Below are 24225 nucleotides of genomic sequence, written 5' to 3' on the forward strand. Positions count from 1 at the left end.
CGACGTGGCCGACGGGTCGCCCCGCCCCGGCCGGGGAGGGCGGAGAACCCCTTGGAAGCACTCATGGAGGAATCATGCGCAAGGTTGTCTCGGGTCTGTTCGTCTCGCTCGACGGTGTCGCGCAGTCGCCCAACGAGTGGCAGTTCGCGTTCGACGAGGAGATGGGCGCGGCGCTGGCCCGCACGCTGGAGACGGCCGACACGATCCTGCTGGGCGGGGTGACGTTCACCGAGTGGGCCGGGTACTGGCCGACGGTCACCGGCGGTGAGGACGCCGGTTTCGCCAAGTGGATCAACGAGTCGCCCAAGTACGTCGTCTCCTCCACGCTGGACAGCGTCGAGGACTGGGCGAACAGCACACTGATCAGGGGCGACCTCGCGACCGCCGTCAACGAGCTCAAGTCGGGCCAGGGCAAGGACATCACCGTCGCGGGCAGCCCCACGCTGGTGCGCTCGCTCCTGGAACTCGACCTGCTCGACGAACTCGTGCTGCTGATCCACCCGGTGGTGGCCGGCGAGGGCCGCAAGAAGTTGTTCACCGACGACGCCCCGATGAAGAGGCTCCAGTTGGTCGAGGCCCGGCCCACGAGCAGCGGAGTGATCATCGTGACCTACCGCCCGGAACGCTGAACCTTCGCGTGGCACCGGACGTCGACAAGTTCCCGGCTCGGCCGGTGCCTTGGGAGGCTGACAACGAAGACCTACCTGGAACCGGGCCAGGAGCCCCGACAGGGCATGCGGATCAGACCAGTTCCAGCCCGCCGTCGATCGTGAGGATCTGGCCCGTGAGCCAGGTCGACGTGGGATCGGCGAAGCGAACGATCCAGGACGCCACTTCCTCGGGCTCACCTCGCCTGCCGAGAGGAATCTGTGCGGCCTGCTCCTTCTTGACCCTGGTCACGTCCTCCTCGGTGAGACCGCTCACGGACAGTGCCTCGCTCTCCGTCGGGCCGGGCGCTATGGCGTTCACCCTGACCCCGTCCTGGGCCAGTTCGAGCGCCCAGGTACGTGTCAGCTGTTCCAGCGCGGCCTTGGAAGCCGCGTAGTGGGCGGCGCCGGGCTGCGGGCGGTGGCCGTAGGTGCTGGAGATGTTGATGATCGAGCCATGACTGCGGCGCAGATGGGGAAGTGCCGCTTGGGCGAGCATGGTGGGCGCGATGATGTTGAGGTCGAACAGATCGGTGATGCGCTCGCGTGTCAGTTCTTGGAGGGAGACGCGTGCGGTCGCGCCCGCGTTGTTCACCAGCACGTCCAGCTGGTTCCATCGGTCGATCGCCGCGCCGATGATCAGGCCGGGAGCCTGCTCCGAGCGCACGTCGACGGCGAGGGTCGCGATGTTGGAGTTGACGGCGGCGGTCTCTTGCAGGGCTGTCTCCCGGCGGCCCACACCGAGGACGCGGGCCCCCGCCTCGGCCAGCGCGATCGCCGTGGCTCGGCCGATCCCCGAGCCTGCGCCGGTCACGATCGCGACACGACCGTCGAAGGTGGGCTCATGCTTCATGACGGTACTTCCTCACTCTGGTGACAGGTGGTGGGACCGAGGCGAGAGCCCGGCCGGGCCTCGACGCCCGGCTTCACCCTCCTCGGTGTCGCGCAGCCTGCGCGGCCGAGGCAGCGCAAGACGTTCCTGGGCGGCGCCGCACACCCCACAATAATCGATAATCGTCGATGTTCGAAGTATGCTGGACTCATGCCCAGAGAACTGGCCCATCCCGATCTCGAAGCCGTCACTCTCGCGAAAGTGCTGTCCGCCCTCGGCGACCCCGTCCGTCTCCACGTCATGAACATCCTTGCGGACGGCAACGAACACACACGCCAAGACTTCGATGTGCGGCTCGCCCAGTCCACCTTCAGTCACCACATCAAGGTGCTCCGCGACGCCGGGCTCCTGCGGCAACGTATGGAAGGCACACGCTGCTACGTGTCCCTGCGCGAGGAAGCACGGGACAGATTCGCCGCCGTACTCGACAGCGTCCTGGCCACAGACAGAGCCGAACGCGCGAGATGACCGGTGTCGGCAGCGCGCTCGGGCCCCGTCCGCTGGGGGCCCGCAGCATCCTCACCGATCCACGTGCCCGCCGCCAGCCGCCGCGAGGGTGGGCTCCCGTCGACCGCGACGATCCGCACCAACGTGCCGCAGTCCGCACACCTGATCCGGTCAGTGCACTGTCAGTTCAGCCATGTGCAGACGACCCGTCTCCAACGTCACCAAGGTCCGGCTACACAAGAAGGCCGGGGCGGCGTTTCGCCGTCCCGGTGCAGTGGTGGCGGGTCGGCGGGGGAGGTCTGGACGGGTGCTGACCGTCAACGTGGCGGTACTGCCGCCGGCCGATGAGCCCCCGGACACGCCGAGGGCAGCCGGCGCCCAGGGCCGGGCCGCGGGTCTGAGGAGCGGGGGAGTGATGGCGGCACGTCGACGGAGCCGACGTTTGAAGAAGCGGACGCGCAGGCGGTTGCAGGGCTGGGGTGCGGTGGTGACGGTGGCCGCTGGGGTGTGGGTGGCCGGGCACTGGTCGGTGGTGTGGCCCGTCCTGGTGGCCGTCCTCGCCGCGGCAGTGGTGGGCGGGGCCGGGTGGGCGCTGCTGCGGGCGCACCGTCGTGCGGTCGGCCAGGACCGTGAGTGGCGGGAGCAGGAGGAGACCAGGGCGCGGGAGCTGTCCATGGCCGAGGTCGACGCGTTGTCGTGGCAGGAGTTCGAGGCGTACGTCGCCGATCTGTGCCGGCGCGACGGCTGCACGAGCGTCGTCGTGAGCGGCGGGAGCGGCGATCTGGGCGCGGATGTCGTCGGCTACCTGGCCGACGGCCGCAAGCTGGTCGTCCAGTGCAAGAAGTACGCGCCGCACCGCAGTGTGTCCTCGCAGGACATGCAGAAATTCGTCGGCACCGCCCGCCTCGAACACGGCGCCGACGTCGCCGTGTTCGTCACCACCTGCCGTGCCTTCACGAAGGCCGCGCTGGGCCTGGCGGTGCGGCAGGACATCGTGGCCCTGCACCGCGACCTGCTGGGCTCCTGGGTGAGGGGCGCTCATCTGGAGACCCTGATCCCGTTGAGCGGACGCGGCGCCGGCACCAGCCGGCACCCCTCCGCCTGACGGTCCCACTCCACCAGTGGCCTGGTCAGGGTCGGTAAGGGCAGGGCGAAGACGCGTCGGACCTGGCAGGTGGCGCGTTCACCGCCGATCGGCGTGGTCCTGGGCTTCGGTGCGGGCGGCGGCGTGAGCAGTGCCGCCCGCCGCGTGACAGCCGCGGGCTCTGCGCAGGAGCAGGAGAAGGCTTGCTGCGGTCCGGCAGGAGCCGGTGGAGGGCTGCCGCTGCCTCCGGAATCTCCGCCGCGCCGACCAGACGGCGACCGGCGGCTGCCCTGGCGGGCCGGGACGCCGAGTCGGAGTCCCGGCCCGCTAGGGCTCGGAAGGGCTCACGGCCTCTCTCGGGCACGTGTGTGAACGGGCCGCTCCGGAGGCGCCGTTGCCTGACCCAGGTGGCAGGAGCAGGCGTGACGGCGGATCCGCGGACGATGCCGGTCACCTCCCGCGGGCGCATGCCTCCGCCTCCGCCAGGTACCGCGCCACCGGCCCCAGGGTCAACAACCCGCTCGCCCCGCCCGCGTGTTCGGTGCGGGCGGGGCGCAGGGCCGTCGCGGCGCGGGCGGCGACCGGGCGCTCGCCGAGGCGGGCGGCGGCGTGGGCGGTCAGGCACCACAGCGCCTCCTGCATGTGATCAGGAGGTGGTTCGGGCGCCCTGGCCAGGGCGGTACGGGCCTCCTCGGCCCGGTTCCGGGCGAGCAGCACCAAGGGCTGCGTCCAGGGACAGTACGGGCCCCAGTCGAGGGCGGAGTCGGTGGGCGCGGGACGGTCGTGCAGGAGACGCAGACCCAGGAGGGCGAGGGCGAACAGGCCCCGGTGCAGTCCCGGCATGCCCGCCGTCCCGGCGAGGGCGTCCTCGGCGACGCGGTACTGCGCCGCGGCCGTGGCGGCGGTCGGTCCGCCCGGTTCGGCGCTGCGGGCGGCCGTTGCCCGGGCCCGGAACCAGCCGGTGAGGACGGGCACGAGAGAGGCCTCGGTGCTGACGGCGAGCAGCTCGGCGGCCTCGGCGTGCGCGGTCGCGGCATGGAGGTCGCCGAGGGCGGAGGCGGATTGCAGGCGGATGAGCCGGCCGAGCACGGCGAAGTTCGACAGCTCGTGCCGGGTGGCCAGGTCGAGCATCTCGATGCCGATCGCGTCCCGTGCCGCCGCGAGCCCTGGCCGGGTGAAGGACTGGAGGAACACACCGTTGAGGGCGAACACCAGCAGGGCGGGGTCGCCCAGCTCCCGGGCCAGCGCCTCCGCCTCGCGCGCCGCCTGTCCGGCACGCCCTCGTTCGGTGCCGGACACATCGGCGCTGCGGCTCTCGACCGCGACGGTGGCCAGCAGCCGGGCGCGCAGTTCGGCGGGGCCGTCGGGACCGAGCGCAGTGAGCGTACGTTCGGCCGCCGCGACGACGGCGCGGGACTGCACGGGGTCGTCGGCCCGGCTCCACAGGGCAGGGACGTCGTAGGCGCCGATGACACGGGCGGTCAGGGCGATGTCTCCGGTGCGCTCCGCGGCCCGGGCGGCGGCGAGGCGGTCGCGCCGGGAGTGGACGAGGGCGTCACCACCGGCCAGGGCCAGGGTGCGCGCCAGCTCGACGGTGGTGCGCGGGCCGAGCCGTACTCCGGCGGGCCACGTGGTCCACGCGGTACCCGCGGTACACGCGGTACTCGCGGTACTCGTGGGCTGGAGCGTCGTAGCTCCGTGGAGGATGTCCGTCTCCAGGCGCCGGAGGTCGGCACCAGGGTCGAGTCCGAGCTGGTCCGCGAGCATCGTGCGGGCGCGGCGGAGGGTGGCCAGCGCGTCCGCCTGCCGGCCCGCCCGGTGCAGTGCGCGGGCCAGCAGCCCCCAGGCGGGCTCGCGCCAGGGGTGTTCGGTGACGTGGGCGCCCAGTTCGGCGACCAGCTCGGCTCCCGAACCGGAGTCGAGGAGGAGGCGGGCGCGCAGCTCCACCCCCTCCAGCCTCAGCTCCTCCAACCGGGTCCGCTCGCGCTGGGCCCAGGCGGAGCCGGTCACGTCGGCGTAGGCGAGGCCGCGCCAGGCCGCGAGGGCCGCGTCGAGGCCGGTCAGCGCATCGGGGGTACGCCGGGCGCGGGCCAGGGCGTCCTCGAACCGGTGGACGTCCACGTCGTCGCGCGGGAGGCGCAGCACGTAGCCGGGGCCTTCCGTGACGAGGATGCGCGGCGGAGTGCGGGGCGGCCGGTCGGGTTCGATGGCGCGGCGCAGCGCGGCGACGAACGTGCGCAACGCACCCACGGCGCGCACCGGCGGCTCGGCCCACAGGTCGTCCACGAGGGTGTCGGTGGCGACCAGCCGTCCCCCGGCGGCGACGAGCCGGGCGAGGACCTCGCGGTGGCGGGGCCCGCCCAGGTCCACCGGTGTGCCGTCATCCCGGAGGGCCCGCACGGCACCGAGCACGTCGATTCGCATGCCCTCCATCTTCCGTGCCGCCGGTGCGCGGCGTCGAAGCGTACTGATCGGCTGCTGATCGCCGTCGCGCACGCTGATCCGGTCAGTCCTCGGACCAGGGCTTCCACCGGTCCGCCGACCCCAGGAAAGGGCCTTTCATGACGCTCACCATTCCCGGTTTCGACCACGTCCGCCTGCCCGGCACGGACGGAGTGGAGCTGGCCGCCGCCGTCGGCGGCGACGGCAGCCCGGTCGTGCTGCTGCACGGCTTTCCGCAGACCCACCTGATGTGGCGGCACGTCGCCGAGCGGCTCGCCGGCGAGCACACGGTGATCTGTCCCGACCTTCGCGGCTACGGCGCCAGCGACAAGCCGACGGCCACCGGCCCAGAGGTGTACTCCAAGCGCACGATGGCCGCCGATATCGTCGCCCTGGCGGCGGCTCTCGGCCATGAGCGCTTCGCCCTGGTCGGCCACGACCGGGGCGCCCTGGTCGCCTTCCGGGCGGGGCTGGACCATCCCGAGACCCTCACACACCTCGGCATCCTCGATGTCCTGCCGACGCTGGACATGTGGGACGTCCTGCACGGTGTCCCGGCGGCGGTCGGCTACCACCTGTTCCTCATGGCGCAGCCGCCGGGGCTGCCGGAGACGATGATCGCCAACAGCGCCGACGCCTACTTCGGCTCCTTCCTCGACGCCTGGGCCGGCGATCCCGCCGCCATGCCGGAACAGGTCCGGGCCGCGTACCTCCGGGCGAGCGCCGCGGCCGTGCCGTCGATCGTCGCCGACTACCGGGCCTCGGCGGGCATCGACGTCGCACACGACCAGGCGGACCGGGACGCCGGTTCCCGGCTGGCCATGCCCGTGACGGTCGTCCAGCAGGACTGGGGCGTGCGACTGGGCTACGACGCCACCGCGATCTGGCACGCGTGGGCACCGGACCTGGACCACCGGCTCACGAGGGCGGGACACTTCATGGCGGAGGAGGCGCCCGACGAGATCACGGGGGCGATCCGCGACCTGCTGCTCCGCTGAGCCCGCGGACCGGGCCACGGCCGGCAGCGGGCGAGCCCCGCGTTCCCGGCGCCGGACCGGCCCCGCGATCCGGCGACCGCTGACGAGGCCGCCGCCTCCCTACGGCCGCTGCTGTGGCCCGCCGGAACACGGGGCGACGTTCAGCAGAGCGCGGCAGCGCACCATGGATGTACGACCGTTCCCTTCCGCATCCCCTCCACTTCGCGGGCGGGGCAGGCCGGGGCAGCGAGGGGGCGGCACCCGTTCCGGGCAGGCCGGGGCAGCGAGGGCGCGGCACCCGTTCCGGGCAGACCGATCGGCAACCTCTGCCCGGCGCGTCCCCGGACTCCGCCGAAGACTCGACAACCGCGCATACCGGGAGCCCCCCGCTCATCGCCCTCCTCGTGCACACTGCGTGCGCCCGGCGCCGCTGCCCGCGCCCGCGGGCGTTCACTGGCCGGTCCGTGTGACGCCGCCTGCGGGTTCCTCGGTATGTGCCGGATGCCCCGGCCCGCCGGGGTGGGCGCGAGCAGGACGCCAGGCGCCGCACGAGAGAATCCGCTAGCCGTGAAGAAGCTGGGCTGGTCGCGGACATTGACCGACTCCTCCCGCGTGCGGGCGGCGGGGCTGGGCCCGAAAGCGGGCCCAGCCCCGCTGAGCCGCGCGCGGCCGGGCGGCAAGTATCCGCATCCTGACCGACGGGCAGGGCATCCCGCCCACGGTGTGCCCGACCGACGGCAACCGCAACGACGTCACGCAGTTGCTGCTGCTCGACGAGAAGGCCTGGTCACGACGCGAAAGCAGCCGACTGAAGTCCGTGCGGCCCGAGGAGCCCTCAGGCCGCCGTCAGCGCCGCCAGGGCGCGGTCCATTGCGGCGTTGAACTCTTCCGGCGTCAAGGGCAGACGGGACTTGACATCCCGACTCCACTGGTCGGCGAGGACCTCGGCGGAGTTCGCCTCGACACCGTCGAGCGCCGCGTCGGCCAAGTCCGGCGGAGCGATCTTGTCCACGGGCCAGCCCGCGGCCATGTCGGTATCGGCCAGGCCGAGGTGTACCGCTGTGACGAGCGTGCCCTGCTCGGCGAGCTCCAGGCGGACGCCGTTGGTCATGGCCCAGGCGGCGGCCTTGGACAGGTGGTAGGCACCGGCGCCTTTGCCCCCGAACCACGACATGGCGGAGAGGACGTTGACGATCGCGCCCCCGCCGTTCCTGGCGAGCGCCGGCGCGAAAGTCCGGATCATTTCCAGGTGGCCGAACATGTTGGTCTCCAGCTCGCGCCGCACCGTATCCAGCGAACCGGTCACCAGATCGGTCCCCGTACTGATTCCCGCGTTGTTGACGAGTAGCGACACGTCCGGGGCGGCCTCGGCGGCGGCCCTCACGGATGCGGGATCGGTGATGTCGAGGGGCAGGACCTCGACCCCGGGCACGTCCACGGTCTCCGGTCGGCGGGCCGTCGCGTAGACCTTGCGGGCGCCCCGTTCGAGCAGGCGCTGGGCGAAGGCGCGGCCCAAGCCGCGGTTGGCTCCGGTGACAAGGGCGACGGAGTTGTTGATATCCATGGCCGGTACGCTAAAACCTGACGTTATCGTCAGAGGCAAGTGCCGACCGTCAGAGCCAGGGTGAGAGGAATCACCATGTCTGTCACAGCGGACGCGACCGAGCGGTTGATCCGCATCGGAGAGGTGGCACGGGGCGCCGGCGTCTCGGTGCGCGCCGTGCGCTACTACGAGCAGCAGGGGCTGCTCACCGCGGAGCGCAGCCCGTCCGGCCAGCGCCTGTACCGGCAGGAGGCCATCCCTCTGGTCCGCTTCTTCCAGCAGATGTTCGCCGCCGGCCTGACCAGCCGGAGGATCACCGAACTGCTTCCGTGCTGGGACTCCGGGCACACCGACGCCGATCAACGAGCCATGCTGCGCGTCGAGCGCGAGCGCATCCAGGCCAAGATCGAAGACTTGGAGGCCGCCCGGGACCGCCTCGACGAGGTCATCGCGATCACGGACACGCACCCGTAGACGCGACCGGCCAGATGTCTCCCCAGCGGCCTGGCCTCGATGTCTCGGTTGCGGTGGTTCGCCCTGCGGACGAGCCCGGGCCGTTCGACGTCTCACACCTGGTCGGTACCGTCCCGACCCCGTCCCGACCGGGTGGTCGTGCCCAACGGTGGCCTCTGCGGGATCACCCCTGCGCGGGCCTAATGTGCCTGGTCCCGTGCTCATCCAGCATGGGCGCCGCCGCGTTCATCACCGCGGCCGTCACCCCCTCGCGCAACGACCCCGGCAACAGCTCATCGCGTCGCACGGTCAGACACACGTACCGGGAGACAATGCCGTCCGGTGTGGGTGATCAGTCTCCCTGGGACCAGGCGGCGCTCGGCAGGGACAGGTAGACGCCGAGGTCGACGATCCCGGTGGCAGCGCGGATGTTCGCGTGAAGCGCATCCACGCGCTCTTGCCGGTTGGCTTCCCTGCCGGCGGACCACTTCGACTTGATCTCGATCACCACCGTCAGGTCACTACGGTCCAGCGGGCTCAGCGGCCGGAAGCGAATCTCGACATCCCCGGGTCGCAACTCGCCGTCGTACGGCTCCTCGGGGCACTCCACGGCCAGGGACACCAGATGCGGCAGCACCGAGCCGAGTTCGCGTAGCTGATGCTCGGGCACCGTGGGCGCGTAGGTCACTTCGACAAGCGGCATCCTCAACACCCTAGACGCAGACCCCACAAGACTGCCGTCATGAGACGAACCTGACACCGCTTGAAGGGCAAAGGACAAGCTGAGTACCTGTTTCTGACCTCACCTCTGAGGTGGGTGAGGTGATGGCCTGATCACGCAGTAGTGGACGGTCAGAGTCACTACGCTGAGCGCCTTCACACCCCAGGAGGTTCGGTTGGTACGGCGGAGCGCGCTCGGGCAGGACTTCCGGTGGTTGTGGGGCGCCTACGCGGTCAGCGCAGCGGGCAGTGCCGTCGGCATGGGGGCGTTGCCGCTGATCGCCCTCCTGGTGCTGGATTGCTCGGCGTTCCAGGTCTCCGTGCTCGCCGCGTTGTCCGCGGTGGCCAGCGCGGTGATCGCTCTGCCGCTCGGTGTGCGTATCGAGCACCAGTACAAGCGGCCGGTCATGATCACCGCCGATGTGGCCCGCTGCGTGATGCTGGCGAGCATTCCGGTCGCCATGGCTTTCGGCAGGCTCACCTTCACCCAGCTGTGTGCCGTGGGCGTTCTCCAGACGGCCGCGTCCGTCGCGTTCGACGCGGCGAGCGGGGCGCACCTGAAGGCACTTGTCTCGCCCGAGCACCGTCTTCGTGCCAACAGCCTGTTCGAGACCACCAACTGGATCAGCGTCAGCGCCGGCCCGCCCGTCGGCGGGCTTCTGATCGGAGCCCTGGGTACGGCCGCCACAGTGGTGGTCGACGCCTTGTCCTTCCTCGGCTCGGCCCTGGGCGTCGCTCGCATCCGGCAGCCCGAACCCGCGCCACCGCAACGCGCGGTCACCTCTCACCTGGGCCGCGACATCGCTGCCGGATGGCAGTACCTCCTGCGGCACCCAGGACTGCGACCGCTCTTCTTCAACTCGCTCCTCTTCGGCGGATCCATCATGATGTCCTCGCCGCTGATGGCCGTCCTCATGCTGGATGATCTGGGCCTGGCGCCGTGGCAGTACGGACTCGCCCTGGGGCTGCCCTGCGTGGGCGGCGTGCTGGGCTCACGCCTGACCCCGCTGCTCACCCGGCGATTCGGACAGCGTCGCGTTCTGCTGCTGTCCGGTGTCGCACGCACACTGTGGACGATCCTGTTGCCGCTGACGCCCTCGGGTGTCCTCGGCGTGTGCGTCATCGTGGCCGCCGACTTCGGCCTGCTCTTCTGCGCCGGGGTCTTCAACCCGTCGTTCACCACGTATCGCATGGCGGCCACACCGGACGCGTTCATGTCCCGCGTCGGCACGTCCTGGTCCGTCGGCTCGAAGACATGCCAGGCCGCCTTCATGATCACCGGTGGCCTCATCGCCGCCGCAGCGGGGGCACGCGGCGCCCTGCTCATCGCCGGCCTGCTGTGCATGGCGAGCGCGCTGCTCCTGCCATGGCGGAGGGAACGGATGGCCGCCGGGCATGTCCCGGCGCCCGCGACGGAAGCGGTTCCGTCCCCGGCCGCGGACGGTCCGCCCGCGTAGCGGTTTCACGGCACTGCGGTGACGCGGCTTGCAAGTCATCTCAATGGGTGATCAGAGACGGGGGAATGCGCTGGCTGGGCTGGTGCAGCAACGGTTGAATGCCACCGTGCAGAACACCTGGACACCAGCCCATCAAGCGGTGGAGGACGAGGACGCGGAGACCCTGGCTCAGCTGCCGGCCAAGGGACAAGACCCTGATGAGGTATGCGACAACATGACCCTCCTGACGCACGCCATCGACGCTGAAGGCGATGGCGCCTTGCAGAGGGGCGGCCCGCTGACTGTGCATACCACCGCTGTTCTCCTAGCCTTCGGTGCTGACCCGCAACTTCCGGGGCCTGACGGCCAAACGCCTATGGACCTGGCCCTTCACTACGGCCATGACCTGGCAGTCGGACTGCTGCAACGGCACATCGGCGGGTGAGGCGGCGGCGTAGGCGGATGAGCGGCAGATGAGCGTGCAGGCGATGCTGGTGAAGGCCGCAAAGTGTCCGGCCTTGCGTTCGCCGCGGCGATGAAGGTGACGGCAGCAGCCGGCCGGCCAGGAGACGGTCCGTTCCGCGACCCAAGCCTCCGCTCCCCTGGGCCGGCGGCGGACAGGTCGGTGAGTTGACCCCCATGCCGGCCACTGACCTTTCTGGCCGGCGACCGGCGACCGGCGACCGGCTTGCGGGTGCGGTCGGCACGGAGGCCCCGACGATCAGGGGGCCACGAACCTCCGCCTCGCCAGTTCGACTGCCGTGCGGACGCCGGTGGCGTACTCCGACGGGCGCTCCCAGGCCGCGAAGTGGCCGCCGGCCAGTTCCTCGGTCCAGGAGCGGACGTCGAAGAAGCGTGCCGCGAACTCGCGGGGCGCGTTGACGAGGTCCTTCGGGAAGATCGTGAACGCCGTGGGGACGTCGATGCGTCCGGCCGGTTTCGCCGCGCTCTCGGCGTAGGGGGTGAAGGAGGTGCCGATGGCGCCGCTGACCCAGTACGCGGTGATCCACGTGAGCAACTCGTCCCGGTGGAACACCGCTTCCACATCACCGCCGCAGTCGGTCCACGCGCGCAGTTTCTCCAGGATCCACGCCGCCAGGCCCGCGGGCGAGTCACCGAGCGCCACAGCCAACGTGTGCGGTTTGGTGGCCTGTTCGTGCATGTAGCCGCCCTCGGTGGCCTGCCACTGACGGCCGCGCCGGACGTACGCCCGCTCCGCGTCGGACAGGTCCTGCGGCGGGTCCACCAGGAAGCGGTACTGCGACACATCGGTCAGGTGCAGGGCGGCCACACGGTCGGGGTGAGCGGCGGCCAGCGCCTCGGCGACGTCGCAGCCCACATCGCCCGCGGACACGACGTACCGTTCGTAGCCGAGCTCGGCCATCGCGTTCGCGATCGCTTCGGCCGTGGCCCGGGACGACATGCCGCGGGAGGCGACGGGCGCGGCGAACGGGAAGCCCGGCAGGGCCGGGACGATCACGTGGAGGTCGGACAGCAGGGGCCAGACCTTCTCGAACCGCAGGACGGAGTCGGGCCAGCCGTGGAGGAGCACCACCGCCACCGCGTCGGTGCGCGCCGCTCGCAGATGGACCGCCCGCACCGGTGTGTCGGCCAGGCCGGCCAGGGCCCAGGGCAGGGCACGGATCCGGGTTTCATGCTCGCGCCAGTCGTAGGAGCGGGCCCAATGGGAGATCAGGTCCGCGAGGCGGTCGCCGTCGACACCGCGTGCCCACCCGAAGCCGGCGGGGACGTCGACTCGGCGGTAGCCACTCAGGCGCGCGCGCAGGTCCTCGAGCACCGACTGCTCCACGACGGGTGGAGTGGCGTGTTCCGTGCTGATCATGCTCGGTCGTCCTCTCGTTCGCTCGAAACGTCTCTGATGTCCGCGTTCCCGTGACGTTCCCGGGACGCCTTCTCCGGGACAACTGCCCCGAGGGCGTGAACGACGACGCATGACCTGCCGGCGCGGACCGAGACCTTGTGACAGCAGTGCGTTCGCGGGTGGAGTCGAGCGGCTCTCGCCGTCGTCCGCTTCCGCGTTCTGCAGCAGCGCGATGAGTGGGTTGGGGTCCCGCCAGTATCGCGCTACGAGGCAGAGTGAGTCCTTTGGCGGCCCCGCGCTCGGCCGTGATGTCGCGCAGCGGCCCGGTGCGGTTGCCGAAGCCGCCCACGCCCGAAACTCAGCCCGGCGCCGCGTCTGCGGACTCGCTTCTGCCAGTCACCACGCCACGAGTCCGCCAGTCGCCACGCCACGCGCTCGCAGATCGCGGAGGCGTCCGGTACCGGACACTCCCCGGGATCATCCGGCGAGATCCGGCCGCCGGGCGTCTTCTACAGGCTTGTAGAAGCTACGCTGTCCCGCGAAGCACTTCGGCTCCCTGCCCAGGGGTCAGTGAAAGGAGAGACATGGGTGTCATCGCGTGGCTGGTTCTGGGTCTTCTCGCCGGGGCGATCGCCAAGGCCGTCCTGCCCGGACGTGACCCCGGCGGATGCATCGGCACCACCGTCATCGGCGTCGCCGGCGCATTCCTGGGCGGCTGGCTGTCGGCGACCTTCCTCGACCGTCCCATCCAGCGGGAGTTCTTCGACCTCGCCACCTGGGGCTCGGCCATCGGCGGTGCCCTCGTCCTGCTGATCGCCTACCGTCTCCTGTTCGGCAACTCCCGTAACTGACGTGAGCGAACCTCCAGTCCGCCGGTGAAGCCGCACACGGTCAGGCCCGCGGGGCGGCTCGCCTCCCTGCACGACGCTGCCGTCCAGCGGTCCGGAAGGCGGCGCCCCAGCGGGCTCCTGCTCAGGCCGGACATCGGATCCGCCACCTCTCCGCGGACGGCGGACCGGGCAACCGGCACCGGCACCCCGCCGATGTCTACATTGCTGTAGAAGTCTGGCGTAGAGCATGATCACTCAACAAGCCCGCCTACCAGCCCGGTTGGCCGGGAACAGTGTGCTGCGCGAAGGAACACAGCAGGATGACGGACAGCGCCCCCATGGTTCGGCCCGCCACGGCGCGGGCCTCGACGGCACGATGGTGCCGCGCCATCACCGAAGCCCGATGGTTCGCGGTCACCGTCTTCTGCCTGATCCTCACCAACGCCGCACTGCTGGGCGCGGAGACCTACACCGGGGTGGTCACCGACTGGCACGGCTGGTTGAGCCTGGCCGAACACGCGTGCGTGGCCGCCTTCACCGTGGAGATCCTGCTACGCCTGGGCGCCCACGCCGACCGTCCCAAAGGCTTCTTCCGCGACCCGTGGAACCTCTTCGACCTCGCCGTCGTACTGAGCACCTTCCTGCCCCTCGTCCGGGAGAACACCACCGTCCTGCGGCTGCTGCGGCTGGCACGCGTCCTGCGCACCGCCCGGTTCCTGCCGCAACTGCGCATCATCCTCGTCGCCGTCGCCCGCAGCCTGCCCGGCACCCTCAGCTTCCTCCTCGTCGGCGCCCTGTTGCTGTACGTCTACGCGATGGTCGGCTGGGTCTTCTTCGCTCGCCACGACCCGCAGCACTACGGCTCCGTCGGCCGCGCCGCCCTCACCCTCTTCCTGCTCATGACCCTCGACGGCATCGGCGACGCCGTCCACGCAGGCCTCGAAATCTCCCGCCTGAGCCTCATCTACTACGCGTCCTACGTCCTGCTCGCCTCCTTCGTCCTCGTCAATGTCCTCATCGGCGTCGTCCTGTCCTCCCTCGATGAAGCCCGCGACATGGAACGGAACCACGCGGCACCAGCCCCCCGCCCGGCACCCATCCCGGCCACGCAGCAGACCCTGCACGACCGCATCGTCACAGCCCGCCGCGCCCTGGACGACCTCGAACGCGAACTCGCCCACGCCTCAGCGCCACCAGCCGTCGAAGCGGAACGGACTGTCTCCCCAGCGGGCACGGGTCTTCACCCCTGATCCTGGACACTCGGTGTCCGCGTCGGTGGTCGACGGGCGCAGCACCCATGGTGCCGTCAGCCCGCGCCGCTGGAGCAGTTCCTCCTGGGCGGCTCGCCGGAGCCGCTCCGATTCCACGGGCGTTCGGCTTCCCGCAGGACCAACTCGCCGTTCAGGCGGGCTGCACGCACTGTCCCATCAGGCCGGCGGGGATTGCATCCGACCCGTAGTACGCCCCCGCAAGGTCTCCGGTCACCGCGGCAGCCGTGTCCGTGTCATCGCCGGGGTCGATCGCCGCGCGTATGGCGTCCTCGAAGCCGGTGGTGGTGCGCGAGGCCCAGAGGGCGGAGCCCAGGCAGCGCCGGACGGCACCGTTGAACTCGGTCGCCTGATCGGGGTGGCAGTCGGGCGAGAGCACTGCGGCGTAACGGCCGCGATGGCCGGGGTGGACAGGAACCAAGGTGTCCGGGAGTGCGGCGAGGGGGGTCGGTGTCCTCGATCGTCACTCCGTTACGGGCAGGCACTCGGCGAGCAGGTCGACGACGTCCCGCCAGGCTCGCTGCGCGTGCTGAGGGTGAAAACCGACCCCAGGAAGCACGATGTGGTCGACCGGTGGGTGATGGAAGGCGTGCAAGGCGCCGCCGTAGACCACGAGGCGCCAGTCAACTCCCGCAGCCTGCATCTCGGCAGTGAAAGCGTCCCGTTGCGCGGGCGCCATGATCGGGTCTTCCGACCCGACCCCGGCCCACACCGGGCAGTGGATGCGCGCCGTCTCGCCTGGCCGGCCCGTGATCAGTCCGTTGACTGTCGCGATCGCGCGCAGGTCGACGCCGTCGCGCCCGAGTTCCAGCGCGATGGCGCCCCCGGTGCCGTAGCCGACGGCGGCGATCCGGTCCGGGTCGGTCCGCGGCTCGGCGCGGAGCACGTCAAGGGCCGCGTGGCCGATGCCTCGCATCCGGTCGGGGTCGGCGAGCAGCGGCATGCAGCGGGCCAACATCTCCTCAGGATCGCTCAAATAGCGCCCGCCGTGGAGGTCGAAGGCCAGGGCCACATATCCCAGCTCGGCGAGCGCATCGGCCCGGCGGCGCTCGACATCGCTGAGCCCCGTCCCCTCGGGCCCGACCAAGACCGCGGGCCTGCGGTCGGCACCGGCCGGGAGCGCGAGATGCCCGAACATCGTCAGGCCGTCGGCCGCGTATTCGATCGTGCGTGTTGTGACCGTCGTCATGAGCCTGGACTGTAGTGATCGTAGAGCCCGGTCGGGCCGGTGTTCTGCCGCCGGCAGAAGGCAGGTCTCCGGCGTATTCCGGGGAGGTGCCGTCACCACCCAGATGGGCAAGCAGCGGCCGGCCGGTCTGCTCGGTGTGCACCTGAACCTGCCGGAGTTCATGCTGACCAACACGGCCCTGGGGGACGGCACGCCGGAGGAGAAGGCGGCCATCGCCCAGCAGCAGGTCTTCGCCCGGCAGTACTCGGGGTACTTCCAGGAGCAGGCCACGCGCCCGCAGACCCTCGGCTACGCCCTGGCCGATTCCCCCGTGGGGCAGGCCGCCTGGATCTTCGAGAAGTTCATCGACTGGACGGACAGCGACCACCGTCCGGAGCCGCTCCTGGGTTACGACCGCATGCTCGACGACATCAGTCTGTACTGGCTCACCAACACCGGGGCGTCGTCGGCGCGGCTCTACTGGGAGTTCTACCGGGACAACCACGACCTGACACGCCTGGACCTGCCGGTCGGGGTCAGCGTCTTCCCCGGCGAACTGGTGCGCACGCCGAAGGTGTGGGCACAGAAGGCCTACGACAACCTGGTCTACTTCAACGACGACATCGCCGCGGGCGGTCACTTCGCCGCCTTCGAGCAGCCCCGGATCTTCGTGGAGGAACTGCGGGCCTACGCCCGTCTCGTCAGGTGACCGCACCGCCTGAACGCGGGGCCCCGGCCGGGGCCCCGCCGCGCGGTACGGTCGCATGCCCGCCGGCGCGGAACCGTGCGACGTGTGCCGCACCAGCCACATGTGTTGGCGTCGTCCACGCCATGTCTGACGCGCGCGCCGGGCGGCCCGGACGCACCGCAGGCCGATTGGCTTGTTGTACACACGGATGCGGGCCAGGTTGAACCCCTGCGGACCCGGCGACTTCGTGACCAACGACGGAGAGCGACAGCAACTCCAGCCGGGCCGGCAGGACATCGACGACGCGGTCAAGAACGCCAAGGACGCCAAGGCACGGGGGATGAAGATCCTCCTGTCCTTCCACTACAGCGACGTCTGGACGAACCCGGCGATGCAGCACAGGCCGGCGGACTGGGCCGGCTGCTCCCAGAGCCGACTTGAGGCGGCGGTCCACGACTTCACGGCTCGCTCCCTTCAGGCGATGAAGGGCGCGGGCGTCACCCCGCAGTACGTCTCCATCGGCAACGAGATCAACAACGCCCTGGCGGACGTGAGCCGCTGGACCAGTCCGGCCGACTACTTCGCGCTGCTGGAGTCGGCTTCGAAGGCGGTGCGGGACACCTCCCCGACGAGCAAGATCGTCATCCACCTCACCACCCCGGACCGCACCGCCTACGCGGGCTGGATCACCACCGCCGAGGCGAACGGCCTCGACTACGACATCATGGGTGTCTCGATCTTCTGGACACGTTTGCCCTGAGGGATTCCTCCCCGCCCTTCCCCCAGGAGCGCGCCCAGCGCGCGAACTGCTGCGCCCGGGCGCGCCGGCCCTTGCGGACTGGGCGCCGCCGGCCGTCGACCGATGGCGTCTGGACGCCACCGTGGTCGGCCGCCGCGAGGTGTACGTGCACGACTGGTGCGACCCGCAGCGCTGGGACGCCTGGCTGTACGAGCGCTACGCCGTCCACCGGACGGCGATGGAACAGCGGCTGAGGACCTGGACCGACGCCGCCGCGGACTGGGCCGCCGGGACCGGGGTGCCTTCGTGTTCGGTGAGGGCTGGATCGGCTACACCCCGCTGCACGGCACCTTCGAAGAGTGCCCGGTGGGTGCGGCTTTCTGCCGGCTGGCGGTGACCGCGTCCGCGCGCGCCGGAGCCTGGGGCGCGGTGGTGTGCTCCAACGCCGCGCCCCACCACCCCATGTGGAATGCGAATGTTTCGAGATGCGCGTCGAATCATGTGGAGGGTATTGACGCCGTCCACCGGTTCCCTATTATCCACCATGCCCGATACCCCGACACACGTTCGACACTGCGAACGCGTCGGGGTTGCTCCACGTGTGTGTCATGTTCGCAACAAGGCAGCACGAGTCCACCCTCGCTGCCGTGCACGTGCCCTCCGGAACTCGACCCGAGGAGCGATGAACCATGTCCGTGACCACCGAGAGGGCCAGGCGTCCGCGCACGCCGTTCCCGCTGACGCCGCTGACGTCCTTGCGCAGAATCCTGGCGCTCGCGTGCACGGTCGCACTGCTCGCCGTGGCCGCCCCCCTCCTCGCCCTGGGGACGGCGCAGCCCGCGACCGCGCTGGACAACGGGCTGGCGTTGACGCCGCAGATGGGTTTCAACGACTGGAACGCGTACGGCTGCGCCGTCTCCGAGTCGCTGATCAAGTCCACCGCGCAGGCGATGCACACCAACGGCATGCAGGCGGCGGGCTACTCGTACGTCAACATAGACGACTGCTGGATGACCCACAGCCGCGATTCCGGCGGCCGTCTGGTGCCGGACCCGGCCAAGTTCCCCGACGGCATCAAGGGCACCGCGGACTACGTGCACTCGCTGGGGCTCAAGCTGGGGATCTACGAGGACGCGGGCACTGCGACCTGTGCCGGCTATCCGGGCAGCCTGGGCCACGAGACCACGGACGCCCAGACGTTCGCCTCTTGGGGCGTGGACTATCTGAAGTACGACAACTGCAACAACACCGGGGCGCCCGCCCGTACCCGGTACACCGCGATGCGCGACGCCCTGGCGGCCACCGGCCGGCCCATCCTGTTCAGTCTGTGCAACTGGGGCCAGGAGAACGTGTGGACCTGGGGCGCGGACGTGGGCAACAGCTGGCGCACCACCGGGGACATCACCGCGAGCTTCTCCAGCATGCTCTCGATCTTCCACAGCAACGTGGGACTCGCCTCCTACGCCGGCCCCGGCCACTGGAACGACCCCGACATGCTGGAGGTCGGCAACGGCTCGCTGACGGCCACCGAGAGCCGTAGCGAATTCAGTCTGTGGGCGGAGATGGCCGCGCCGCTGATCGCGGGTACCGACATCCCCTCGGCCGGCAGGGACACCCTGGCCACGCTGACCAACTCCCGCGTGATCGCGGTCGACCAGGACCCGCTGGGCAGGCAGGGCGTCATGGTCTCCTCCTCGGGCGGCCTGGACGTCCTGGCCAAGCCGCTGGCGAACGGGGACGTGTCGGTGGCGCTGTTCAACGAGACGGGCTCGACGGCGACCATCACCACCAGCGCGGCCGCGATCGGCAAGACCGGGGCCTCCTCCTACACCCTGACCGACTTGTGGTCGGGGGCGTCCTCGACGACCTCGGGCACGATCAGCGCCTCGGTGCCCGCGCACGGCACGGTGATGTACCGGGTCGTGGGCGGCACGAGCAGCGGCGGCGGCACCACTGTGACCGGTGCGCTGCACGGGGTGGGGTCGGGCAAGTGCCTGGACGTCCCGAACTCGACCACCACCGCCGGCACCCAGGTGGAGATCTGGAGCTGCAACGGCGGCGCCAACCAGACCTGGACGCATTCCGTCTCCGACCAGCTCACCGTCTACTCGGGCAGCAGCCAGAGGTGTCTGGACGCCTACGACAACCGCACCACACCGGGGACGAAGGTGGAGATCTGGACCTGCAACGGCCAGACCAACCAGCAGTGGACGCTCAACGCGGACGGCACGATCACCGGCGTCCAGTCCGGCCTGTGCCTGGACGTCACAGGAGGGGCCGGCGCCGACGGAAGCCTCGTCCAGCTGTCGACCTGCAACGGCAGCGGTAACCAGCGGTGGACGCTGGGGTGACTCCCCCTCCGCGCCCCTGCCGAGCACCGTACGGGCCCGCCTGCCGGGTGGCTGCCCGCCGCGGGCGACCGGGCGTCCGCGCACCGACCACAGGCGGCTACGGCGCCGCCGTGGCGGCACCGTCACGGAGGAGGTCTCCATGCCCGGACAGCCGTCGATCGCCGGCGAAGGCGATGGAAGGCCACGCTCCTCGTCGCCCTGGCGATGGTCGTGCCCGCGTCCGGCACCACGGCGTTCGCCGCGTCCTGACGGACCGGTACGGCCACCGCCGCACACCGGCCACCGCACAGTCATCGGGCCCCGTGACACGGCTCCTGCCCTCCCGCACGGGGACACCTCCCACCTGTGAAAGGAATCCACCGTGTCAGCCTTCAGCCGGTTGTTCCGGCGCCTGCGCGTCCTGACCGCAGTGCTCGCGGGCCTGCTCCTGACCGCCGGCGGCATCGTCGCCACGACCGCCGCCCCGGCCCAGGCCGCCACCTCCCTCACGATCAACGGCGCGTCCGGCGGCCGTGCCTTCGACGGCGTCGGCGCCATCAGCGGCGGGGGCGGCAACAGCAGACTCCTGATCGACTACCCCGAGCCCCAGCGCGGCCAGATCCTGGACTACCTGTTCAAGCCCGGCTACGGCGCCTCCCTGCAGATCCTCAAGGCGGAGATCGGCGGAGACACCAACTCCACCTCAGGGGCCGAACCGAGTCACCAGCACACCCGCTCCGACCTCAACTGCGACCGGGGCTACGAATGGTGGCTGATGGAGCAGGCCAAGGCCCGTAACCCGGGCATCAAGCTGTACGGGCTCGCCTGGGGCGCGCCCGGCTGGATCGGCGGCGGGAACTTCTGGTCCACCGACATGGCCGACTACCTGCTCTCGTGGCTGGGCTGCGCCAAGCAGCACGGGCTGACCATCGACTACCTCGGCGGGTGGAACGAGCGGGGCTACAACATCTCCTGGTACGAACAACTGCGCAGCGCGCTCGACAGCCACGGCTACGGCAACGTCAGGATCGTCGCGGCCGACTCCGACTGGTCCGTGGCGAACGACATCGACTCCGACCCGGCGTTCGCCTCCGCGGTGAGCGCCATCGGCACGCACTACCCCTGCGGCTACCGGTCGTCCCAGTCCACCTGCTCGGTGCCGTCGGCCGCCACGTCGTCCGGCAAGGCGCTGTGGGCGAGCGAGAACGGCTCGGACGACTACAACGGGGGCGCGCAGGCCGTGGCCCGCGGCATCAACCGCGGATACATCGACGGCCGGATGACCGCGTACCTCAACTGGCCCGTGGTCGCCTCGATCACGCCCAACCTGCCGTATCCCACCATGGGGCTCGCCCTGGCCCCGCAGCCCTGGTCCGGCCACTACGCGATCGGCAAGAACGCCTGGGTGATGGCGCAGACCAGCCAGTTCACCGCCCCGGGCTGGCACTACCTCGACGCCTCCAGCGGCTACATCGGCGGCAACCGGAACAACGGCAGCTACGTCTCGCTGAAGTCCACCAACGGCTCCGACTACTCCACGGTCATCGAGACGATGGACGCCACGAGCGACCAGACGCTGAACCTCAACGTCACCGGGGGACTGTCCGCCAAGACCGTCCACGTATGGTCGACCGACGTCACCTCCCAGAACCCGGCCGACTACTTCGTGCACACCGCGGACATCACCCCGTCCGGCGGCGGCTTCAGCCTCACTGTCCGGCCGGGCCGCGTGTACACCCTGACCACCACGACCGGCCAGGGCAAGGGCACCGCCACCGGTCCCGCCCAGGGCACGCTGAAGCTGCCGTACAGCGACTCCTTCGACGGCTACGCCACCGGTGCCGAGGCCAAGTACCTCATGGACTGGCAGGGCGCCTTCGAAGAGGTGGGCTGCGGCGGCGGCCGCAGCGGCAAGTGCGTGCGCCAGATGAGCCCGCAGAAGCCGATCACCTGGGACGCGCTGTCCGATCCGCACGCCCTGCTCGGTGACACGGGCTGGAGCGACTACACCGTCTCCTCGGACGTGATGCTCGAACAGGCCGGATACGCGGAGCTGATCGGCCGTGCGGGCGCACAGGACTACAGCGGTACCGGAGGACTGAACGCCTACCGCCTGCGGGTCAGCGACACCGGTGCCTGGTCGGTCCTGAACTCGAACACCAACGGCACCCTCTCCACCCTGGCCCGCGGCACGACCGCGGCGCTGGGCACCAACCGGTGGCACACCCTGGCCCTCACCTTCTCCGGCGCCACCATCACCGCCGTCATCGACGGTGCCACGGTCGGTTCCGTGACCGACCGGACCTGGGCCGGCGGACAGATCGGCTACGGGACCAGCCAGGGTGAGACGGCGCAGTTCGACAACCTGTCCATCACCCCCGGCAGCGGCGGCGGCGACGGCGGTACGACAGGCCCGGTCGTCGGCGTCGGCTCCGGCCGGTGCGTGGACGTGCCGAACCAGTCGCAGACGGCCGGCACCCAGGTGGAACTGTGGGACTGCAACGGTGGCGGCAACCAGCAGTGGACGAACACCTCGGCCGGTGAGCTGCGGGTCTACGGAAGCGTCTGCCTCGACGCGGCAGGCCAGGGCACCAGCCCCGGAACCAAGGTGGAGATCTGGGACTGCAACGGCGGCGGCAACCAGAAGTGGACGCTCCACTCCGACGGCACGATCACCGGCGACCAGTCCGGTCTGTGCCTGGACGCGACCGGCGGGGGAACGGGCAACGGCAGCCTCCTGCAGCTGTGGACCTGCAACGGCAACGGAAACCAGCGGTGGACGCGCGGCTGATCCGGTGACCGGCCGACGACCGACGGCTCCCGCCCCCCGGGTCCCGGCTCAGGGGGCGATGGTGAGCCGGCTGATGAGGTCGCCGTCGAGGGTGAAGCGGAAGCGGAGGTCGACCGTGCCGCCGGGGAAGTCGCCCCGCAGGCGCTGGGTGACGGTGAAGTGGTCGGCGGCGTCCCTGTGCGCCGACAGCAGTTCGGTGGTGTAGGTGTACTCGGAGGCGGCGCCGTCGAGCCACTGCGCGACGGCGGCGCGGCCACGGTAGGTGTGGCCGTCGTCGGTGACGGTCGCGTCTGCGGTGAGGGCCGCGACGGCGGCGGCGGTGTCGCGGGCGGTGTGCGCCTCGAGGTACCGGTGGACGACGCCGGGAAGCTCGTGCGTGCCGGGCGCGGTGGTGCTGGTGTCGGTCATGTGAGTCTCGCTTTCGGATCGGAGGGGCGGGTTCGTGGACAGGGCGGGACGTCGTTCAGAGGGTGGGGAGGGTGCCGCCGTCGATGACGTGTTCCGCTCCGACGATGGCGGAGGCCCGGTCGGACACGAGGAAGGCGACGAGTTCGGCCACCTCCTCGGGACGGTTGGGCCGGCCGAGCGGGATGCCGCCGAGCGAGTCCATGAGTGAGGCCAGGGCGGAGTCGCGGTCGCCCGTGCGCTCGGCGATCCGGTCGACGAGTGCGTCGGCGGCGTCGGTCTGGATGAACCCCGGCACCACCGTGTTGACGCGCACTCCGTGCGGGGCCACCTGGTTGGACAGGCCCTTGCTGTACGTGCTCAGGGCGGCCTTGGCGGAGGCGTAGGCCAGCGTGCCGTCCCACAGCGGCATGCGGTGCTGGATGGAGGAGACGTGGACGACCGCGCCCCGCCCTCGCGCCATCATGCCGGGGACGAGCGCCCGGTCCAGTCGTACCGCGGCGAGCAGGTTGTGGCCCAGTTCCTGCGACCAGATCTCCTCGGTGAGCACCTCGAAACCGCCGGCGGGGGCGGACGATCCGCCCAGGCAGTGCACCAGGATGTCGGTGGTGCCCAGTCGGCGGGTCGTCTCCCGGGCCACGTGGCCGGCGCCTTCCGGTGTGGTCAGGTCGGCGCCGACGAAGTCCTCCTCGGCCACGTGGTCCGGCCTGGAGCGGGCCGCGACCAGGACGGTGGCGCCGGCGGCGCGCAGCCGGGCGGCGATCGCGGCTCCGGTGCCCTTGGTGCCGCCGGTGACGAGGGCGTGCCGGCCGGCCAGGGAGTCGTCGATGATGAGGGACACGGTGCGTCCGTTCCGGTGTGCGCGGGGCACACCCCTTGTCGCTGGGTTACTGCTAAAATGAAAGCCGGTGACTTCGACTTTAGCAGTAACAGGAGAGGGGGGCGCAATGGCGAGCCGGATCCGGCTTGAGGACCGCGCCTGTCCGTTGTCCACGACCGTGCAGCACGTGGGCGAGTGGTGGACGCTGCTGATCCTTCATGACGCCTTCGACGGCTACACCCGGTTCGACCAGTTCCAGCAGAGCCTCAACATCTCGACCAGCATGCTCACCGCGCGCCTGAAGACCCTGGTCGCCGACGGTCTGCTGGAGCGCCGCCCGTACCAGACCCATCCGGTCCGCCACGAGTACGTGCTCACCGAGCGCGGACGTTCGCTGCGCCCGGTGATCGTCGCGCTGGCGGCCTGGGGGAACCAGCACCTGGCGCCGGAGGAACGAGCGATGATCCTCGTCGACGCGCGGACCGGGGAGGAGGCCGAGCCGGTCGTCGTGGACCGGCGCACCGGACGGGACCTCCATGACAGCGACGCGTTCGTCTTCACGGCGGGGCCCGCGGCCGGCGAGACCATGCGCGCCCGGTACGACGAACTGGAACGGCGTCGGCGGGAGGCCGGAGCGGAAGAGTAGGCACGCGGTGCGGAGGAGCACCCCGCCTGACTGCGCCTTCAGAATGGCGGCACGGCCGCGGCGACGAGCAGGCCCGC

Annotated in this window: 22 protein-coding genes and 2 pseudogenes; 14 read left to right on the forward strand and 10 right to left on the reverse strand. The window is 70.7% G+C overall.

Translation table 11 applies throughout. From position 1 onward, the window contains the following. Window positions 1–74: 74 nt before the first annotated feature. Window positions 75–629 carry a dihydrofolate reductase family protein gene (locus tag AB0947_RS22420; RefSeq protein WP_366752101.1) on the forward strand — a complete coding sequence of 185 codons (555 nt, stop codon included), beginning with the start codon at window positions 75–77 and terminating at the stop codon, window positions 627–629. A gap of 112 nt (window positions 630–741) precedes the next feature. Here AB0947_RS22420 and AB0947_RS22425 read toward each other — a convergent pair whose 3' ends face one another. After that, window positions 742–1500 carry an SDR family oxidoreductase gene (locus AB0947_RS22425; RefSeq protein WP_366752102.1) on the reverse strand — a complete coding sequence of 253 codons (759 nt, stop codon included), beginning with the start codon at window positions 1498–1500 and terminating at the stop codon, window positions 742–744. A 189-nt stretch (window positions 1501–1689) separates the two neighbouring features. Between AB0947_RS22425 and AB0947_RS22430 the strand changes: the two genes are divergently transcribed. Both AB0947_RS22430 and AB0947_RS22435 read left to right on the forward strand, forming a co-directional pair. Beyond that, on the forward strand, window positions 1690–2007 hold the full coding sequence (locus tag AB0947_RS22430) for a metalloregulator ArsR/SmtB family transcription factor (protein ID WP_366752103.1): 318 nt from the start codon (window positions 1690–1692) through the stop codon (window positions 2005–2007). A 394-nt stretch (window positions 2008–2401) separates the two neighbouring features. Further along, window positions 2402–3091, forward strand: a complete 690-nt coding sequence (locus AB0947_RS22435; RefSeq protein ID WP_366752104.1) for a restriction endonuclease — start codon at window positions 2402–2404, stop codon at window positions 3089–3091. A gap of 429 nt (window positions 3092–3520) precedes the next feature. Here AB0947_RS22435 and AB0947_RS22440 read toward each other — a convergent pair whose 3' ends face one another. Next, window positions 3521–5494 (reverse strand): AfsR/SARP family transcriptional regulator, encoded by a 1974-nt coding sequence (locus tag AB0947_RS22440; protein ID WP_366752105.1) that lies wholly within the window; start codon window positions 5492–5494, stop codon window positions 3521–3523. 137 nt (window positions 5495–5631) lie between these two features. Here AB0947_RS22440 and AB0947_RS22445 point away from each other — a divergent pair, with 137 nt between their 5' ends. Beyond that, window positions 5632–6510 carry an alpha/beta hydrolase gene (locus tag AB0947_RS22445; RefSeq protein WP_366752106.1) on the forward strand — a complete coding sequence of 293 codons (879 nt, stop codon included), beginning with the start codon at window positions 5632–5634 and terminating at the stop codon, window positions 6508–6510. 814 nt (window positions 6511–7324) lie between these two features. Here the strand turns inward: AB0947_RS22445 and AB0947_RS22450 are convergent. Next, entirely contained in the window at window positions 7325–8053 is a 729-nt protein-coding gene (locus tag AB0947_RS22450) for an SDR family oxidoreductase (protein ID WP_366752107.1), read from the reverse strand. 75 nt (window positions 8054–8128) lie between these two features. Between AB0947_RS22450 and AB0947_RS22455 the strand changes: the two genes are divergently transcribed. Continuing rightward, a complete protein-coding gene (locus AB0947_RS22455; RefSeq protein WP_366752108.1) occupies window positions 8129–8506 on the forward strand; it encodes a MerR family transcriptional regulator in 378 nt (125 codons plus the stop codon). A gap of 331 nt (window positions 8507–8837) precedes the next feature. Here the strand turns inward: AB0947_RS22455 and AB0947_RS22460 are convergent, their stop codons facing one another. Then, entirely contained in the window at window positions 8838–9188 is a 351-nt protein-coding gene (locus AB0947_RS22460; RefSeq protein ID WP_366752109.1) for a hypothetical protein, read from the reverse strand. A 193-nt stretch (window positions 9189–9381) separates the two neighbouring features. On the opposite strand from AB0947_RS22460, the gene AB0947_RS22465 reads away from it, so the two are divergent. Together AB0947_RS22465 and AB0947_RS22470 are read left to right on the forward strand one after the other, a co-directional pair. Further along, on the forward strand, window positions 9382–10662 hold the full coding sequence (locus AB0947_RS22465) for an MFS transporter (protein WP_366752110.1): 1281 nt from the start codon (window positions 9382–9384) through the stop codon (window positions 10660–10662). A gap of 106 nt (window positions 10663–10768) precedes the next feature. Then, window positions 10769–11086 (forward strand): ankyrin repeat domain-containing protein, encoded by a 318-nt coding sequence (locus AB0947_RS22470; RefSeq protein ID WP_366752111.1) that lies wholly within the window; start codon window positions 10769–10771, stop codon window positions 11084–11086. 24 nt (window positions 11087–11110) lie between these two features. Here AB0947_RS22470 and AB0947_RS22475 read toward each other — a convergent pair. Together AB0947_RS22475 and AB0947_RS22480 are read right to left on the reverse strand one after the other, a co-directional pair. Beyond that, a pseudogene (locus tag AB0947_RS22475) lies at window positions 11111–11230 on the reverse strand (IS5/IS1182 family transposase); the annotation flags it as partial. Window positions 11231–11362: 132 nt separating this feature from the next. Then, a complete protein-coding gene (locus AB0947_RS22480) occupies window positions 11363–12484 on the reverse strand; it encodes an epoxide hydrolase (RefSeq protein ID WP_366752112.1) in 1122 nt (373 codons plus the stop codon). A gap of 563 nt (window positions 12485–13047) precedes the next feature. Between AB0947_RS22480 and AB0947_RS22485 the strand changes: the two genes are divergently transcribed. Both AB0947_RS22485 and AB0947_RS22490 read left to right on the forward strand, forming a co-directional pair. Continuing rightward, the gene (locus AB0947_RS22485; RefSeq protein WP_366752113.1) at window positions 13048–13314 is read left to right on the forward strand and encodes a GlsB/YeaQ/YmgE family stress response membrane protein; all 267 of its coding nucleotides are present in this window, start codon (window positions 13048–13050) and stop codon (window positions 13312–13314) included. A gap of 299 nt (window positions 13315–13613) precedes the next feature. After that, on the forward strand, window positions 13614–14543 hold the full coding sequence (locus AB0947_RS22490; RefSeq protein ID WP_366752114.1) for an ion transporter: 930 nt from the start codon (window positions 13614–13616) through the stop codon (window positions 14541–14543). Window positions 14544–14730: 187 nt separating this feature from the next. Here the strand turns inward: AB0947_RS22490 and AB0947_RS22495 are convergent. Further along, a pseudogene (locus AB0947_RS22495) lies at window positions 14731–15006 on the reverse strand (ADP-ribosylglycohydrolase family protein); the annotation flags it as partial. An 18-nt stretch (window positions 15007–15024) separates the two neighbouring features. Beyond that, window positions 15025–15750 carry a dienelactone hydrolase family protein gene (locus AB0947_RS22500; protein ID WP_366752115.1) on the reverse strand — a complete coding sequence of 242 codons (726 nt, stop codon included), beginning with the start codon at window positions 15748–15750 and terminating at the stop codon, window positions 15025–15027. Between the two features lie 103 nt (window positions 15751–15853). Between AB0947_RS22500 and AB0947_RS22505 the strand changes: the two genes are divergently transcribed. From AB0947_RS22505 to AB0947_RS22520, 4 genes are all read left to right on the forward strand, one after another. Beyond that, complete coding sequence (locus AB0947_RS22505; RefSeq protein WP_366752116.1) at window positions 15854–16438, forward strand: hypothetical protein; 585 nt, start codon at window positions 15854–15856, stop codon at window positions 16436–16438. 226 nt (window positions 16439–16664) lie between these two features. Then, window positions 16665–17177 (forward strand): glycosyl hydrolase 53 family protein, encoded by a 513-nt coding sequence (locus AB0947_RS22510; protein ID WP_366752117.1) that lies wholly within the window; start codon window positions 16665–16667, stop codon window positions 17175–17177. A 668-nt stretch (window positions 17178–17845) separates the two neighbouring features. Continuing rightward, complete coding sequence (locus tag AB0947_RS22515; RefSeq protein WP_366752118.1) at window positions 17846–19507, forward strand: RICIN domain-containing protein; 1662 nt, start codon at window positions 17846–17848, stop codon at window positions 19505–19507. Window positions 19508–19868: 361 nt separating this feature from the next. Continuing rightward, complete coding sequence (locus tag AB0947_RS22520; protein WP_366752119.1) at window positions 19869–22277, forward strand: ricin-type beta-trefoil lectin domain protein; 2409 nt, start codon at window positions 19869–19871, stop codon at window positions 22275–22277. Window positions 22278–22325: 48 nt separating this feature from the next. Here AB0947_RS22520 and AB0947_RS22525 read toward each other — a convergent pair whose 3' ends face one another. Both AB0947_RS22525 and AB0947_RS22530 read right to left on the reverse strand, forming a co-directional pair. Continuing rightward, the gene (locus AB0947_RS22525) at window positions 22326–22685 is read right to left on the reverse strand and encodes a nuclear transport factor 2 family protein (RefSeq protein ID WP_366752120.1); all 360 of its coding nucleotides are present in this window, start codon (window positions 22683–22685) and stop codon (window positions 22326–22328) included. Window positions 22686–22740: 55 nt separating this feature from the next. After that, window positions 22741–23523, reverse strand: coding sequence for an SDR family oxidoreductase (locus AB0947_RS22530; protein ID WP_366752121.1), 783 nt, complete (start codon window positions 23521–23523; stop codon window positions 22741–22743). 106 nt (window positions 23524–23629) lie between these two features. Here AB0947_RS22530 and AB0947_RS22535 point away from each other — a divergent pair, with 106 nt between their 5' ends. Then, the gene (locus tag AB0947_RS22535; RefSeq protein WP_366752122.1) at window positions 23630–24148 is read left to right on the forward strand and encodes a helix-turn-helix domain-containing protein; all 519 of its coding nucleotides are present in this window, start codon (window positions 23630–23632) and stop codon (window positions 24146–24148) included. The last annotated feature ends 77 nt before the right edge of the window (window positions 24149–24225 follow it).

Origin of the sequence: Streptomyces sp. NPDC047841 (assembly GCF_040704085.1) — a bacterium.
Taxonomy (GTDB): domain Bacteria; phylum Actinomycetota; class Actinomycetes; order Streptomycetales; family Streptomycetaceae; genus Streptomyces; species Streptomyces argyrophylli.

What these genes read in the sequence shown, in the direction of transcription:
- AB0947_RS22420 (WP_366752101.1), top strand. Translation starts at nt 75, where the DNA reads ATGCGCAAGGTTGTCTCGGGTCTGTTCGTCTCGCTCGACGGTGTCGCG.
- AB0947_RS22425 (WP_366752102.1), bottom strand. Translation starts at nt 1,500, where the DNA reads ATGAAGCATGAGCCCACCTTCGACGGTCGTGTCGCGATCGTGACCGGC.
- AB0947_RS22430 (WP_366752103.1), top strand. Translation starts at nt 1,690, where the DNA reads ATGCCCAGAGAACTGGCCCATCCCGATCTCGAAGCCGTCACTCTCGCG.
- AB0947_RS22435 (WP_366752104.1), top strand. Translation starts at nt 2,402, where the DNA reads ATGGCGGCACGTCGACGGAGCCGACGTTTGAAGAAGCGGACGCGCAGG.
- AB0947_RS22440 (WP_366752105.1), bottom strand. Translation starts at nt 5,494, where the DNA reads ATGCGAATCGACGTGCTCGGTGCCGTGCGGGCCCTCCGGGATGACGGC.
- AB0947_RS22445 (WP_366752106.1), top strand. Translation starts at nt 5,632, where the DNA reads ATGACGCTCACCATTCCCGGTTTCGACCACGTCCGCCTGCCCGGCACG.
- AB0947_RS22450 (WP_366752107.1), bottom strand. Translation starts at nt 8,053, where the DNA reads ATGGATATCAACAACTCCGTCGCCCTTGTCACCGGAGCCAACCGCGGC.
- AB0947_RS22455 (WP_366752108.1), top strand. Translation starts at nt 8,129, where the DNA reads ATGTCTGTCACAGCGGACGCGACCGAGCGGTTGATCCGCATCGGAGAG.
- AB0947_RS22460 (WP_366752109.1), bottom strand. Translation starts at nt 9,188, where the DNA reads ATGCCGCTTGTCGAAGTGACCTACGCGCCCACGGTGCCCGAGCATCAG.
- AB0947_RS22480 (WP_366752112.1), bottom strand. Translation starts at nt 12,484, where the DNA reads ATGATCAGCACGGAACACGCCACTCCACCCGTCGTGGAGCAGTCGGTG.
- AB0947_RS22485 (WP_366752113.1), top strand. Translation starts at nt 13,048, where the DNA reads ATGGGTGTCATCGCGTGGCTGGTTCTGGGTCTTCTCGCCGGGGCGATC.
- AB0947_RS22490 (WP_366752114.1), top strand. Translation starts at nt 13,614, where the DNA reads ATGACGGACAGCGCCCCCATGGTTCGGCCCGCCACGGCGCGGGCCTCG.
- AB0947_RS22500 (WP_366752115.1), bottom strand. Translation starts at nt 15,750, where the DNA reads ATGACGACGGTCACAACACGCACGATCGAATACGCGGCCGACGGCCTG.
- AB0947_RS22505 (WP_366752116.1), top strand. Translation starts at nt 15,854, where the DNA reads ATGGGCAAGCAGCGGCCGGCCGGTCTGCTCGGTGTGCACCTGAACCTG.
- AB0947_RS22515 (WP_366752118.1), top strand. Translation starts at nt 17,846, where the DNA reads ATGTCCGTGACCACCGAGAGGGCCAGGCGTCCGCGCACGCCGTTCCCG.
- AB0947_RS22525 (WP_366752120.1), bottom strand. Translation starts at nt 22,685, where the DNA reads ATGACCGACACCAGCACCACCGCGCCCGGCACGCACGAGCTTCCCGGC.
- AB0947_RS22535 (WP_366752122.1), top strand. Translation starts at nt 23,630, where the DNA reads ATGGCGAGCCGGATCCGGCTTGAGGACCGCGCCTGTCCGTTGTCCACG.